The 15,384-nt window shown below is 34.4% G+C and carries 14 protein-coding genes and 1 other RNA gene; 5 read left to right on the top strand and 10 right to left on the bottom strand.

Features of this window, described 5'->3' with window-relative positions; all coding sequences use genetic code 11:
• Nucleotides 1-5: 5 nt before the first annotated feature.
• The 9 genes from EGX96_RS10145 to EGX96_RS10100 form a co-directional block, all read right to left on the bottom strand.
• Nucleotides 6-839, bottom strand: coding sequence for an amino acid ABC transporter substrate-binding protein (locus EGX96_RS10145; RefSeq protein ID WP_000955380.1), 834 nt, complete (start codon nucleotides 837-839; stop codon nucleotides 6-8).
• A gap of 13 nt (nucleotides 840-852) precedes the next feature.
• Nucleotides 853-1,482 carry an amino acid ABC transporter ATP-binding protein gene (locus EGX96_RS10140; RefSeq protein WP_000891276.1) on the bottom strand — a complete coding sequence of 210 codons (630 nt, stop codon included), beginning with the start codon at nucleotides 1,480-1,482 and terminating at the stop codon, nucleotides 853-855.
• Nucleotides 1,483-1,491: 9 nt separating this feature from the next.
• Nucleotides 1,492-2,133, bottom strand: a complete 642-nt coding sequence (locus tag EGX96_RS10135; RefSeq protein ID WP_000120401.1) for an amino acid ABC transporter permease — start codon at nucleotides 2,131-2,133, stop codon at nucleotides 1,492-1,494.
• 134 nt (nucleotides 2,134-2,267) lie between these two features.
• Complete coding sequence (locus EGX96_RS10130; protein WP_000056777.1) at nucleotides 2,268-2,597, bottom strand: zinc ribbon domain-containing protein YjdM; 330 nt, start codon at nucleotides 2,595-2,597, stop codon at nucleotides 2,268-2,270.
• 162 nt (nucleotides 2,598-2,759) lie between these two features.
• A complete protein-coding gene (glmS, locus tag EGX96_RS10125) occupies nucleotides 2,760-4,574 on the bottom strand; it encodes a glutamine--fructose-6-phosphate transaminase (isomerizing) (protein ID WP_000334314.1) in 1,815 nt (604 codons plus the stop codon).
• Between the two features lie 269 nt (nucleotides 4,575-4,843).
• Nucleotides 4,844-5,401: a signal peptidase I gene (gene lepB, locus EGX96_RS10115; RefSeq protein ID WP_000240773.1), complete on the bottom strand. Its 558-nt coding sequence runs from the start codon at nucleotides 5,399-5,401 to the stop codon at nucleotides 4,844-4,846.
• Nucleotides 5,402-5,571: 170 nt separating this feature from the next.
• Nucleotides 5,572-7,074: a pyruvate kinase gene (gene pyk / locus EGX96_RS10110; protein WP_001042781.1), complete on the bottom strand. Its 1,503-nt coding sequence runs from the start codon at nucleotides 7,072-7,074 to the stop codon at nucleotides 5,572-5,574.
• Between the two features lie 48 nt (nucleotides 7,075-7,122).
• Nucleotides 7,123-8,145: a 6-phosphofructokinase gene (gene pfkA, locus EGX96_RS10105; protein WP_000820831.1), complete on the bottom strand. Its 1,023-nt coding sequence runs from the start codon at nucleotides 8,143-8,145 to the stop codon at nucleotides 7,123-7,125.
• 80 nt (nucleotides 8,146-8,225) lie between these two features.
• Entirely contained in the window at nucleotides 8,226-11,330 is a 3,105-nt protein-coding gene (locus EGX96_RS10100) for a DNA polymerase III subunit alpha (RefSeq protein ID WP_000457960.1), read from the bottom strand.
• Between the two features lie 144 nt (nucleotides 11,331-11,474).
• On the opposite strand from EGX96_RS10100, the gene EGX96_RS10095 reads away from it, so the two are divergent.
• Genes EGX96_RS10095 through EGX96_RS10085 form a run of 3 tightly spaced genes read left to right on the top strand, consistent with a single transcriptional unit; the run spans nucleotide 11,475 to nucleotide 13,336 of the window.
• Nucleotides 11,475-11,843 (top strand): GntR family transcriptional regulator, encoded by a 369-nt coding sequence (locus EGX96_RS10095; RefSeq protein WP_000312256.1) that lies wholly within the window; start codon nucleotides 11,475-11,477, stop codon nucleotides 11,841-11,843.
• Nucleotides 11,844-12,542 carry an ABC transporter ATP-binding protein gene (locus tag EGX96_RS10090; RefSeq protein WP_000192686.1) on the top strand — a complete coding sequence of 233 codons (699 nt, stop codon included), beginning with the start codon at nucleotides 11,844-11,846 and terminating at the stop codon, nucleotides 12,540-12,542.
• Between the two features lie 11 nt (nucleotides 12,543-12,553).
• Nucleotides 12,554-13,336: a hypothetical protein gene (locus EGX96_RS10085; RefSeq protein WP_000467138.1), complete on the top strand. Its 783-nt coding sequence runs from the start codon at nucleotides 12,554-12,556 to the stop codon at nucleotides 13,334-13,336.
• A gap of 36 nt (nucleotides 13,337-13,372) precedes the next feature.
• Here the strand turns inward: EGX96_RS10085 and EGX96_RS10080 are convergent, their stop codons facing one another.
• Nucleotides 13,373-13,984: a TVP38/TMEM64 family protein gene (locus tag EGX96_RS10080; protein WP_001056394.1), complete on the bottom strand. Its 612-nt coding sequence runs from the start codon at nucleotides 13,982-13,984 to the stop codon at nucleotides 13,373-13,375.
• Nucleotides 13,985-14,076: 92 nt separating this feature from the next.
• On the opposite strand from EGX96_RS10080, the gene ssrA reads away from it, so the two are divergent.
• Nucleotides 14,077-14,426, top strand: a transfer-messenger RNA (tmRNA) gene (ssrA, locus tag EGX96_RS10075).
• A gap of 268 nt (nucleotides 14,427-14,694) precedes the next feature.
• Nucleotides 14,695-15,333 (top strand): CatB-related O-acetyltransferase, encoded by a 639-nt coding sequence (locus EGX96_RS10070; protein WP_000146565.1) that lies wholly within the window; start codon nucleotides 14,695-14,697, stop codon nucleotides 15,331-15,333.
• Nucleotides 15,334-15,384 lie beyond the last annotated feature (51 nt).

Below are 15,384 nucleotides of genomic sequence, written 5' to 3'. Positions count from 1 at the left end.
GTCTTTTATTCTTTACTATAAACATCTTCACCAAACCATTTGTAAGAGATTTTTTGAAATCTCCCCTTATTATGAAGCTGTTTGAAAGCTTTGTTAATCTTTTCAATTAGTCTACGATCAACTTTACGAGCTCCTACTACAAAATTTTCTCCTTGATAAGCAGTTTTAACAAAATAATAAGCTTTTATATTTCCTTCTTGCTTTAAATAATAGTTAGCATAAACTTCATCAATCAAAAGACCATCAATACGGTTATTTTTTAAATCAATCAAAGCCTGAGTGAAAGTATCGTATTGAACTGCTTCTTTTCCTTTTACAAACTTTTTTAAAATATCAGGTTTAGCGTTAAAAGCATCAAAACCAGATGAACCCGACTGGGCTCCTAGTTTTTTCCCCTTCATATCCTTAATACTATTAATATGTGATGAAGTTTTAGTAACAATTACTTGATGATTATTCATATATGGGTTTGTAAAAGCGACTTTTTTAGCACGTTCTGCCGTTTTTGAATAACCATTCCAAATAAGGTCTATATTACCATTATTAAGTTCAGTTTCTTTCATATCCCAGTTAATAGGCTGCCATTTCACTGAAATACCGTATTCTTTAAAAACAGCATTAGCTAAATCAATATCAAAGCCGGTATAGTCACCAGAACGACTTTCAAATCCCATAGGAACAAAAGTATTATCAAATCCAATAGTAATTTTCTTTTCCTTTTGATAATGTTCCCAATTATCAATACCAGCCATTTCCTTATTAGACATACCACATGCTGATAATATAATCATAAATAATCCAAATATAATGGTTAATAATATATTTTTGTGAGTCAACAATCTACCCCCAAGTCTACTTAGGATTAATTTTGAGAATCGTATCAGATATACTTTCAGCAAATTGAAGATCATGTGTTACTACAATTTGTGTCATACCTGTTTCTCTATTTTGTAAAATTAGTTTTTCTACTTCTTGACGCAACTCTGGATCAAGAGCGCTAGTTGGCTCATCATAACCAATAATCTGTGGATCAATCATCATCGCACGAGCTAGTGCGACACGTTGCTTTTGCCCCCCAGATAATGAAAATGGATAGACTAAAGCATGGTCTTTAAGTCCCAAGCGTTCAAGTAATACTAAGGCTTTTTCTTTAGCAAGTTCTTTTGATAATCCCATCGTTTTAACAGGAGAGAGGATCAAATTATCTAATACTGTTAAATGTGGGAATAATTGAAAGTCTTGGAAGACGAATCCTAAAAGATTTAGTGTTTCCAAATGATCAACAGATACTTCTTTACCATCGTGAACAATAGTCCCTGAATCAATCTTTTCCAATCCAGCTAACATACGTAATAGTGTTGTTTTTCCACCTCCAGAAGGTCCTACTAAAGAGAGAATTTTACCTTCTTCTACAGTCAGATTGAAATCTTTAAAGATTTCTTTTTGCCCATAGCATTTAGAAATATTTTTTAATTCTAACATCGTCCCTCCTTATTTATAGTAGTTAAAACGCTTTTCAACTTGTTTAGATAAAATAGTTAAAAGACCAATTAATAATAGGTAAATACCACCTGCTATAAACATTGGTGCAAGTGTTGCATCCCTATTTGCGGCTGTCTTACTTTCTAGAAGTAAGTCGCCCACACCAAGTATGTAAACCAATGAGGAATCTTTCACTAAAGTAATCGTTTCATTGAAAACACTCGGTAAGACTATTTTGAAGACTTGAGGTAATACTATGTACCAAACCGTTTGAAACTTAGAAAACTTTAATACCTTTGCAGCTTCATATTGCCCTTTAGGAATAGACTCAATACCTCCTCGAAAAATCTCTGCAAAATAAGCTGCATAATTCATCGTAAAAGCAATAATCGCAGCTGGCATACGATCAAAAGAAATCCCTACACTTGGTAAAAAGTAATAAAAAAAGATAAGCTGTAATAACAGAGGCGTGCCTCGCATAATCCAAATATAAGTTGTCAGTAGCCATTGAAGCGGCTTAAAATGAACTTTCATTAGGAAGGCTACAACAATACCAAGTGGAATTGATAAACAAATAACAATAAAGAAAACTTGCAATGTCACTTGCGCACCTACTAATAAGCTAGGTAAGATTTCTAAAATATAAGACATGGTCCCCCCTAAATAAAAAATAGATGTTCTCATTATATCAAAATTCAAACCAATGTCATAGAGCTTTTTTAATAAAAATGCATGAAATCAAGTCATATTCAAAAAGCAATTGACCGTTGCCAATTGCCTGAAAGCTATTTTTTTACAAACTCAGATTTTAGTTTCATAGCTCCAAAACCATCAATTTTACAATCGATATTATGATCGCCATCAACTAAACGAATATTTTTAACACGAGTGCCTTGCTTAATATCCTTAGGCGCTCCTTTTACTTTTAAATCCTTAATAACTGTCACAGTATCTCCATCTGATAAGCGCGTTCCATTGCTATCCAATACAATTAAACCTACTTCTTCTTCGATTTCTTCTGGATTCCACTCGTAAGCACATTCTGGACAAACCAGTAAAATACCGTCTTCATAGACATATTCAGAGTTACACTTAGGGCAATTTGGTAATGACATTTTTCTCTCCTTAAATTAATTAATAAAATAGTCAGCAAGTAACATTCTAACTGATTATAGGCTTCTTGACAATAGGAAAAAGCCTATTTTCCTTCAAAAATAGGCTTTTTTACAATTTTTAATATTTTGTAGTTAATATTAGCGTATTTTAGTGTAACGAGTCTATTCAACAGTTACAGCTTTTGCCAAATTACGTGGTTTATCAACATCTAAGCCACGTTGTAATGAAGCATAGTAAGCAATTAATTGAGTCGGAATAACCATTGAAATGGCTGATAAGAATGGGTGAACTTTATTAACAATAATATCATCACCTTCACGTTCCAACCCTTCTTCTACAATAATCAAAGCATTTGCTCCGCGAGAAACAACTTCTTGGATATTTCCACGAGTATGCGCTGCAATAGTTGAATCAGCAGATATTAAAGCAATAACAGGAGTATTGTCTTCAATCAACGAAATTGTACCATGTTTTAATTCACCTGCAGCAAAACCTTCTGTCTGAATATAAGAAATCTCTTTTAGCTTCAGTGCAGCCTCCATTGTAACATAATAGTCGTTACCACGACCAATGTAGAAGGCATTACGTGTCGAGATTAACAACTGCTCTACCTTCTCAGAGATAACATCTTTTTCTGATAAGGTCGCTTCAATTGATTGTGCTACAATTGACAATTCATGAACCAAATCAAAATCTTTTGCTTCTGCCTTACCATTTGCTTCTCCTACCGCTTTTGCTAAGAAAGCTAACGTTGCAACTTGAGCAGTATATGCTTTTGTAGAAGCAACAGCGATTTCAGGTCCTGCATGAATGAGCATCGTATAGGTTGCTTCACGAGAAAGTGTTGAGCCAGGCACATTTGTTATAGTTAAACTAGGGATTCCCATTTCGTTTGCTTTAACTAAAACTTGTCTACTATCTGCTGTTTCTCCCGATTGACTAAGTAAAATAAACATTGGCTTCTTACTCAAAAGTGGCATGTTGTAACCCCATTCTGAAGAAACTCCAAGTTCAACAGGTGTATCAGTTAATTTTTCGATCATGGTCTTAGCAGCAAAACCAGCATGATATGACGTTCCTGCAGCCAATATGTAAAGACGATCTGCTTCTTGGACTGATTTTATAATATCAGAATCCACATTCATATCTCCAGATTCGTTCGCATAAGTTGAAATCAACTTACGCATCACAGTTGGTTGCTCATCAATTTCTTTAAGCATGTAGAATGGATAAGTCCCCTTACCAATATCTGATAAGTCAAGCTCTGCTGTGTAGCTACCACGTTCAATGACATTACCATCATAATCTTGAACTTCAACGCTATCTTTTTTAACAATAACGAGTTCTTTATCGTGGATTTCCATATATTCACTTGTCTCACGTATCATAGCCATGGCATCTGAACACACCATATTATAACCATTTCCCAAACCTATTAGAAGAGGTGATTTATTTTTAGCTACGTAAATCGTATCAGCATCTTGAGAATCAATAAGAGCAAATGCGTATGATCCTTCTATAATATGTAAGGCTTTTTTAAAGGCTTCAAGCACTGATAAGTTATCTTCTTCAACAAAGTGTTCAACTAAATGAATAGCTATTTCTGTATCAGTTTCACCCTTGAGGTTATGTTTTGTTAAGTAAGTTTCTTTAATTTGAAGGTAATTTTCAATAACACCATTGTGTACCAATACAAAACGACCAGATCCTGAAGTGTGAGGATGTGCATTTCCTTCAGTAGGTTTACCATGGGTTGCCCAACGTGTATGACCGATACCTGTCGTACCACTAACAGAATCTCCTACTTTTGCCTGAATCTCCGCGATTCGACCGACTGACTTCACAAGTTGACTTTTGTTATCACCTACTACAAAAATACCTGCTGAGTCATATCCTCGGTACTCTAGCTTTTCTAAGCCTTGAATTAAAATATCCGTTGCATTTGTATTTCCAACTACACCTACGATACCACACATATTATTATTACCAATAAGAGCTTTCTCTTATACTTTCTATCTAAACTTTCTTTTTGAATTGGTATATATTAATATATACCGTTAAAAAGTAACAAAAACAGTATATAATTAATGTTTTTGTTTGTCAATAAAAAAAATTGGTATAGTCTTTTTGATTTTCTGTGATAACGAGATAAACGCTATCAAAAATTCTATCTATCTTAAAAAAATATATTTCTTAGCCATTTTATTACATAAAAAGAATGGTATCAAATAATACCATTCTTTTACTACTCTGAAGCTGTAAAACCAAATTCACTTAGAGGGTATACTTTAAAGGTAATAACACCACGAATATCTTTCTCTTTGATTAATCCAAATTTTCGACTATCATTTTTATTTTGTCGATTATCATTTAACACAAGATAAGAACCCTTAGGAACTCTGCTTTCTTTATTTCGTGTTAATGTTTCAACTGAGAAGTCGGAAGTAAAGGGCATTTGACCGTCTTTCTTTTCAGAATAAGCATTTTTCATTTTTTCAATGTAAGGCTCATCCTTGAAAACATCATTCAAATATAAAATATCATCCATTACTCTCACTTTTTGATTTGGCTCACCAATAACACGACTAATATAGAAAATCTTTCCAACCTTATAGACAATAAAGTCTTTGTACTTAGGCGTCCTATTACGATTAACAACAACAACATCTCCGTTGCTAAAATAAGAATTTGTAGCATCCTTATGTACTTTAAAGGTTGCAAAAACAAAATATCTCAAGAGAATCAAAATCAATACAGCAATCAATGCTAAAATAATATTTCTAATAAAATCGCGTTTAACCATAACTACTCCTAATCTTTTTTCCATTATATCATGTTTTCATAGATAAAAAAAGGAGGGTAATTATTAATATCATATCCTATTCTAGTCACAATAATCGAATAATAAAAAGCAAAACATATAAAAAACCCATTATTTAAGGTATTCTTAAATAATAGGTTTGAATTCAAAAATTATTTAACAGTACGAACACGCATTGTGTTAGTTCCACCTGTACCTACAGGAACACCTGCAACGATAACGATATTATCGCCTGATTCAACAAATCCTGCTTCAAGTGCTACACGTTCTGCAACCTCAAACATATCATCTGTAGATGCTGGTTTGTCTGCAAGGACAGGGATAACACCCCAGTTAATCATCAATGAACGTTGTACTTTTTCATCAAATGTAACAGCCAAAATGTCTGCATCTGGACGGAATTTAGAAATGGCACGAGCTGTATTACCTGTTTCAGTAATTGTTACAACAAGTTTGATATCCATTGAGTGTGTTGCATCTTTAACCGCAGATGCAATAACATCAGTTTTGTTATTACGTGGGAATGCAGATGAGTCTAAGCGACCATACTCATTGAGTAATGTTTGAGCATTTTTATCAATAGTAGCCATTGTACGAACTGACTCAACTGGGTATTTACCATTAGCTGACTCACCTGAAAGCATTGTAGCATCAGTACCATCAATAACAGCATTGAAGACATCAGATACTTCTGAACGAGTCGCACGTGGTTTATCAGTCATTGTTTCAAGCATATTTGTTGCTGTAATAACTGCTTTACCAGCTGCATTAACTTTAGTAATGATCATTTTTTGGTAAACTGGAACCATTTCAAATGGAACTTCGATACCCATATCACCACGAGCAATCATAATACCATCTGCTGCTTCGATAATCTCATCAATATTATCGATACCTTGTTGATTTTCAATTTTAGCAAACAACTTAACGTGTCCATTGCCAGTTTCTTCACAAATAGCACGAACTTCATTAACATCTTTAGCAGTACGTACAAATGAGATAGCAATAAAGTTAAGTCCTTGCTCAAGTCCAAAACGGATATCAGCATTATCGCGTTCTGCAAGTGCTGGGAAAGGAATTTTAGTATAAGGGATGTTTACACCTTTTTGTTTACCAATAAGGCCATCATTCTCAACAACTACTTCAAATTCACGAGTGTCTTTATCTTTTGCAAACACAGTAAGACCTAGTTTACCATCATCAACAAGGATTTGCTTACCAACTTCAACGTCATCAAAGATGTCAAGTCCACCAGCAACATTCAATGCAATCACTTCTGGAGTTGATTTGATACCTTGCTTAGTAGCAACACGTAATTTTGTACCTGTTGTATATGAATGGAAATCTGCACCATCTTCAAAAAGTTCTGTACGAATTTCAGGTCCTTTAGTATCAAGGAGGAAGCCAACTTTTTGTCCTGCAATCTCTTCTGCTTTACGAACAGTAGCCATACGAGCTCCTTGCTCAGCATGATCTCCATGTGAGAAGTTGAAACGGAAAACGTTAGCACCTTCTTTAATCAATTGAGCAATTTTTTCTGCTGAAGCTTCTACGTCAAGGCTTTCACCCCAGTATCCAGACTCACCAAACTTCTTACCACCACGGAATTCAACCGCAGGACCAAGTGTTGCAACGATTTTTACGCGTTTATTCATAATAATTTATGAGCTCCTTTTTATTTAAAGTGTCAAATTGACAAATTCTTATTTACTACTTTGGTTGGCAAGGTCACGATTAAGTGCTGCCAAGCGAAGGTCCGCTTTATGCGGATTATTAACAACGATTTTTCCTTCATCAGTCAAGCTGAACAAAGCACCTTCTTCTGCTAAACCTAAAATTGGACTTTCAACCATTTCTTCGTTGTGGACACCAACGGCTAAACCACCACGACCTTCTTTCAACAATTGAACAGCGTACGCTCCCATACGAGATGCTAAGACACGATCACGAGCCGTCGGACTACCACCACGGAGCAGATGTCCTAAATTCGTCACACGAAGATCGCTATCGTCTCCTGCTGCTTTCATTGTTTTTGCAAACTCATCACCACTCATAACACCTTCTGCAAGGACGATGATTTGGTGATGTTTACCAGCTGCATAGCCAGCTCTAACATTTGAGACAACTTCATCAATATTGAACTCTTCTTCAGGAACAATAATTTGATCTGCACCTGCAGCGATACCTGACCAAAGAGCGATATCTCCTGCATTTCTTCCCATAACCTCAACAACAAAAGTACGGTTATGACTTGCTGATGTATCACGAAGACGGTCAAGATTCTCAACTGCTGTCGCAACTGCTGTGTCAAAACCAATAGTATAGTCAGTGCCAACGATATCGTTATCAATTGTACCCGGCAAACCAACAGCTGGGAAACCGTGCTCAGTTAGACGCATAGCACCATGATAAGAACCATCACCACCGATAACTACTACACCTTCAATACCGTGTTTTTTAAGCTGTTCAATCCCTTTAAGCTGACCTTCAAGTTCAGCAAATTCAGGATAACGTGCTGAACGTAAAAACGTTCCTCCACGGTTGATAGTATCCCCAACAGAATTAGCATCCAAAGGGAAAATATCCCCTGTCACCATACCATAGTAACCTTGGTTGATGCCGTAAACTTCCATACCTTCAGAAATTGCTTTACGAACAACTGCACGGATAGCAGCGTTCATACCAGGGGCGTCACCACCACTAGTTAAAACAGCAATACGTTTCATTTAATTGGTACTCCTTTTATTAATTTAACGATTTAATTATAGCATATTAATTTGTAAATTTCTGCACTTTATATGCAATTTTATTGATAAACCGTTTTCACAACAAATTCAGATAAATCAAGGGCTAAGCCACTATCTTTTCTAACCAAATGTACTTTGCTTTGGATAGTTTCTTTAGTTGTTTCATAATGCAAATAGACAGGAATATGCCCTTTGTATTTGGACAATATTTCCGATATTTTTTTGTCGTTATCATGATTTTTTAGAAGTATCCAAAAACGTTCCTCCGTTGCTTCTTGAACACCGTTTAAAACCATCTGTAATCGCTCATCTCGCTTCTGAATTTTTCCATGCAAGTAATAATATTTCCCTTCTTGTAAATCATCTCTTACAATATTGAAAGTTTCAGGAAAAACAGTAATATCCATTTTTGAATTAATATCCATAACAGTCAAGAAAGCCATTTGTTGCCCAGAACTTTTTGTCCTAATAACTTTGACCTGCTTTAGCTGAACTAAAATAGTAGCTTCGCTATTTTCTTGAACTTGACTAATTGGTATAAACGGACGGCTAGCTTTTTGTGAAATCCCCACTAAAGGGTGCGGGCTGATTCCTACTCCTAAGATATCTTGTTCCATTTCATATTTCTCAGAATTAGAGAAATCTTCTACTTCTAGCCAATGATATGAGGTATCTGCAAATAAACTACCTAGTTCATTTACAAATGTAAATAAAGAATCAAGATTAGAGGTGATTTTCCGTCTATTATTATCAAATTCGTCAAATGCTCCAATAGCAATTAGCGGAGAAATAAAACCACTTTTTTGAAACTGCTGTGGCAGCCTCATTAGAAAATCTTCAATACTCTGAAACGGTTGATTTTTAGAAATCCAATAAGCCAAATCGTTAGGAACACCCTTAATATTTTTTAAACCTAAATAAATTTTCTTTTTATAGATGCGGTCTCTGTATGAAATAGTATTAATTGAAGGTTTTTCAATAACAAAACCAAAATCAATAGCATCGATTAGATAATCACTATTTGAATAATTTATCATGATGTCATAAAAGACATCGGAATAATGGGCTTTGAAATAGGCTAATTGAAAAGCTAAAGCCGAATAAGCAAACGCATGGCTGCGATTAAACCCATAACCTGCAAATTTAGCCATGCGTTCAAATATAAGTCGAGCATCTTCTTGACGATGTCCCTTAGATACTGCACCCTCTAAGAAGGATTGAGACATCTTTTGCATCTCCTTAGAATTTTTCTTAGACATAGCACGTCTGAGCAAATCAGACTTGCCTAGCGTAAAACCTGCGTAGGTCTGGGCAATCTGCATAACCTGTTCTTGATAGAGCATTATGCCATAGGTAGGTTGTAAAATTGGAGCTATGACAGGATCTACTAAATCGATTTTTTCTTTACCAAAACGACGGTTTATAAAATTCTCAGTATAATCACTTGCACCAGGCCTATTCAAGCTGGTGGTAGCTACCACATCTTCAAAACACTCTGGCCTAATACGTCGCAACAAATTAATAGCTCCACTTTGCTCAAATTGAAAAATCCCCTTTGTTTGACCAGCTGCAAATAGTTTTAGAGTCTCTTTATCTTCTAAATCAATAGTTTCTAATTGTATAGAGATACCGTAGTCCTTATCGACTTTCTCCTTCATTTTCTGAACAAATGTCAAATTTCGAAGACCTAGAAAGTCCATTTTTAGAAGACCATTATCCTCAACAGAACTAGCATCATATTGCGTTATCATCATATCCTCACCGTTTTTTAAAGGAATATGATCTGTTAACAAATCGTCACTCATTACTACCCCAGCGGCATGAATAGAAGTCTGTCTAGGATTTCCTTCAATACGCTTAGCAATATCATAGGCTTTTTGGTATTCAATTTTACTATCTATTATTTGTCTGAAAGCTAAGTTGCGGTTATAAACACTGGTCAAATTATCTCTGAAATGAATTTTTTTAGTTATGTTTGTTAACTCATACTCTGATGCACCAAAGCGTTTAAAAACATCTCGAATAGCCTGTTTCGCACCAAAAGTTGAGAAGGTTACAATCTGTGCAGAATGCATTGAACCATATCGATTACGTACATAGCGCAAGAATTCTCCACGATAAATATCCGGAAGATCAATATCAATATCTGGCATCGAATAACGCTCTTCATTTAAAAAACGTTCAAAAATTAAATTATGTTTGACAGGATCGATACCGGTAATATTTAAAGCATATGAGACTAAACTTCCCGCTGCTGAACCACGTCCCATTCCCATATAGTAGCCCTTACTACGACCAAATCTTAATAAATCCCACACAATAAGGAAATAGTCATCAAAGCCCATTTTGTGAATGATTGTTAATTCTTTTTCGAGACGCTCTTGATAAGCATCGCTCCATAAACCTTTACTTTTTAAGTTATTTTGAGTTAAGGTTCTTAATTCTTCTCCAGCAGGAATTTCTCTATTAAAAATAGGTAACTTAAAGTCAGAATCAAAGTGATAAGCAACATTCTCTACCAAAGATTCTAGGTTAGCTAAAGCTTCAGGAAAACGTTCCTTGAATGCTAGAGTCATTTCTTGACAAGGTTTTAATTCTTGATTTTTGCTCGCATATTGTGCGTCTTTTAACAGGACATTATCTCTTATAGCATGAAGCATCTGTAATGTCTCAATATCATTTTTTTGAAAATATCGAACAGTATCTATGGCTATAATGGGTTTGGTATATGGAATCTGCGGAGAGGTCAAATTAACACCAATAACATAATCAAAGGGTAAATTGAGCTGATCAAGAACATCTTGATAGGGAAGAATCAATTGCACCCCTTCAAGATGTTCTGTCAATAAATTTAGAGACATCTTCTCAGACATTTGAGCCGTTGACAACTTCAAGAGATTCTTATAACCAACTGTATTTATCGCAATACAGTAAACTTCTATTGATCTATTTTCAACCACTATATCAAAGCTAAATCCAACTATTGGTCTTAGGTTTGCCTTTTGCGCCTCTTGAATAAAATGATATGCTGCATAAAGATTACTGTGGTCCAAGATACCAATAGTTTGATATCCTAATGATTTCGATTTAGAGACATATGTCTTTAAATCAACCAAGCTATCCATAAAAGAATAAACGGTTCTTGTATCAAGTTGTGCAAACATAGTAGCCCCTTTTTACGATTTTTTACTATTATACTATGAAACAATAAACGATTAAAGTCTCAATGATAATTCCTTGACATTTCAAATATTTTTTTGTACTATTTTTATAGTACAAAAAGTACAAGATTATGAAAGGAGTTATCTATGGCTTGGGAATTCAATGAAAAATCACCTATTTATTCACAAATTGCTGAACATATAAAGATGCAAATTGTTAGTCAAGAAATAAAAAGTGGTGACCAATTGCCTACCGTGAGAGAGTTAGCTCAAGAAGCTGGTGTTAACCCAAATACCATGCAACGTGCCTTCACTGAATTGGAACGTGAAGGAATGGTATTCTCACAACGTACTTCCGGACGCTTTGTTACAGAAGACAACTTACTAATTGGTAAAATTCGTCAACAAGTTGCAAAAGCAGAGTTAGCAACTTTTGTCAACAACATGAAAAAAATAGGATATAAATTAGATGAAATTACGGTTGCTCTCGATCATTTTATAAAGGAGATTAATTAAATGACACAGTTATTACAACTTCATCATGTTACAAAGAAATATCACAAACATACTGCTGTTAATGATGTGACTGTAAGTATTCCAACAGGAAAGATTATAGGTTTATTAGGTCCAAATGGTAGCGGAAAAACAACAATCATCAAAATGATAAATGGATTACTTCAGCCAGATAAGGGAGATATCGTTATTGATGGTTACAGACCGTCTGTTGAAACCAAAAAAATTATTTCATATCTCCCTGATACTTCATATTTACAAGAAAATATGAAAATCAAAGACGTCGTTACATTATTTGAAGATTTCTATAACGATTTTGATTCAAAGGTAGCATATCAACTATTTGAGGATCTTAACCTAAATCCTAGGGAACGTCTAAAAAACCTATCAAAAGGGAACAAGGAAAAAGTTCAATTAATACTTGTTATGAGTCGTAAAGCTAGGCTCTACATCCTTGATGAACCTATTGGTGGTGTAGACCCTGCAGCGCGTGACTACATTTTAAAAACAATCATTAGCAACTACTCTAATGATGCTTCTGTTTTAATTTCGACTCACTTAATTTCTGACATTGAACCTATCCTTGATGAAGTTATCTTCCTTAAAGAAGGAGAAATTGACCTACAAGGCAATGCTGATGACTTAAGAGAAGAGCACAACTGTTCGATTGATGCTCTCTTTCGTGAAAGATTCAAGAAATAAAGGAGATTGATATGTTTGGAAAATTATTAAAATATGAATTAAAATCAGTTGGTAAGTGGTATCTAACACTCAACGCTGCGGTTTTATTAGTATCTATTATTTTAGGACTGGTATTAAAGGCACTTGGCGGCAATTTTTCTACTGATACTAATAGTACTAGCGCCCAAATATTCACTATAATACTCGTTTTATTGTTAGCGATGGTTATTTCAGGATCTCTGTTATCCACCCTTGCTATTATTATCAAACGTTTTTATAGCAATATCTTCGGCCGTCAAGGATATCTAACCTTAACGCTCCCAGTAACTACGAATCAGATTATTTGTTCAAAGCTACTAGCTTCTCTTCTTTGGAGTATTTTTAATATTTTTATTGTCATTATTGGAATCATATTGGTCATATTACCTTTAGTAGGTATTGGTCAGTTCGTTGTCGCTTTTCCAGAAATCTATAAAATTATTTCATCTTCGAACGCTCCACTTTTTATCGCCTATTTCTTTCTATCGTACGTTGCAGGGACATTACTGATTTATCTCTCTATCGCTGTAGGGCAATTATTTACAAACAAACGTGTATTGATGGGAATTGTTTCTTATTTTGGAATATCACTCTTAATTACTTTCTTAACATTAATAATAGATAGTATTTTTCATATTGATTTATTCAACTCTCATGCAAATGCAACATTCTCTCAACCTGTATTGCTCTACAATATACTTGTTAGCATTGTTGAAATTGCTATATTCTATATGTTGACACACTCTATTATTAAGTACAAACTTAATATACAATAAAAAGATTGGAGATATATCTCCAACCTTTTTTTATTTTTAATTCAAAAAATTTTTCAAAATATCACCGCCATAAATCCACAAATAGCTATAACCGATGATAGAAATAGGTTTCGTTATCATAATGATTGTCACAAAGCGCTTAATAGACATATTAGATAGACCGGTAATCATCACCATGATGTCCGCTGGTGAAATGGGAGATGCCATACAAAAGATAAAAAACTTTTCATATCCGGATGTTTCTAGCTTAGACTCATATTTATCAAATGTCTTCTGATCCATAAATAGCAAAACGAATTTTCGTCCATAAAATTTGACTAACCAAAAAAGGATGACACTTCCGATGATAATCCCAATATAGTTATAAATAAAGCCTAAGGTAGGACCAAAAATTAAGAAACCTGCTACTGTTGTAACACCTCCAGGAATTACTGGAAAAACAATCTGTACAATTTGAGCCACAATAAAAATCATTGGACCCCAAAATTCATACTTGTGTACTAGGTCTTTTAATTCATTGCTATCATTCAAAATACCAAGTTTGTACAAATAAACAACTAAGACAAGAGTCGCTATTAACGCTAAGACACCCAAAGCCTTAATAACCTTCTGCCAAAAGCGGTAACGTTTTGATAATTTCATATTCATGCTTTAATCATAACACAACTGTTAAATTTTTGCTATTTTAAATAGTATTTGTTATACTATATTGGTAAGTTTTTATGCTTTATTCTACTTTTGGGGTCGTTACGGATTCGACAGGCATTATGAGGTATATTTCGCGACTCATCGGCAGATGTAAAATGCCAGTTAAATATAACTGCAAAAAATACAAATTCTTACGCATTAGCTGCCTAAAAAACAGCCTGCGTGATCTTCACAAGATTGTTTGCGTTTTGCTAGAAGGTCTTATTTATCAGCAAACTACGTTTGGCTACTGTCTAGTTAGTTAAAAAGAGATTTATAGACTCGCTATGTGAGGGCTTGAGTTATGTGTCATCACCTAGTTAAATCAATACATAACCTATAGTTGTAGACAAATATATTAGCAGATGTTTGGACGTGGGTTCGACTCCCACCGGCTCCATATCATTTTACCATAACTTACTATACATACTTAAAACCTTGTTATTACAAGGTTTTAAGTATGTTTCTTTGTTCATACATTGCCTCTATCTTAGGAAAAAAATACTGGGAACAGACTCTAACATTGAATTAGGCCACCTCATTAGCTCACTCTTTGTCAATATCCGAGAATAAGTTCTTTATCATTCTAATTTATAGAATTTATTAAAAAAGGTAAGGTTTTTAGAGGAAAAAATGTTATAATCTATTTAGTCTACGATTGGAGGCTAGTTATGGCTAGTATTTTAAAAAAACATTTAGAGAAACGTTTAGAGCTTAAAAATGATCCTATGAGGACAGATATGAGTACTGGTGCCAGTTACCCTAAATATGGATTCTCGGTAGGAAAGTACACATATGGATATCAACAATTCTTTTACGAAGGCGTTAACTTAAAAGAAATTGGAGCATTTTGCTCAATAGCCCAGAACGTTACTATTACTGGTCTGAATCATCCAACCGATCACATTACCACTAACCCTTTTATTTACTATAAGTCAAGGGGATTTATAAATGAGGATAGGGCGGACTTAATAGATGAAAAGAAAAATGGAAAAGTTATTATTGGCAACGATGTCTGGATAGGAACTAATGTCACTATACTTCCATCTGTTACAATAGGTAATGGAGCAATTATTGGAGCAGGTTCAGTTATTACCAAAGACATTCCTGACTATGCTGTTGTCGCTGGAACACCTGCTAAAATTATCAAATATCGCTTTTCAGAGGAAGAAATAACATTATTAAATGCATCTCAGTGGTGGAATTGGTCAGATGAAGCTATTAAGGAACATATTAGCGAATTTTCAGATAAGAAGGAATTCTTCAATACTCTAAAAAGTATTTCCGAAAACAAAAATCATAAACTCTAGAATAACTTCATCAAATAGCACACTAAAAATACTACTCAGCATAATATGAGT

Origin of the sequence: Streptococcus sp. FDAARGOS_520 (genome assembly GCF_003812685.1) — a bacterium.
In the GTDB taxonomy this organism is placed as follows: domain Bacteria; phylum Bacillota; class Bacilli; order Lactobacillales; family Streptococcaceae; genus Streptococcus; species Streptococcus agalactiae.
This window is presented reverse-complemented; position numbering and strand designations above follow the sequence as displayed.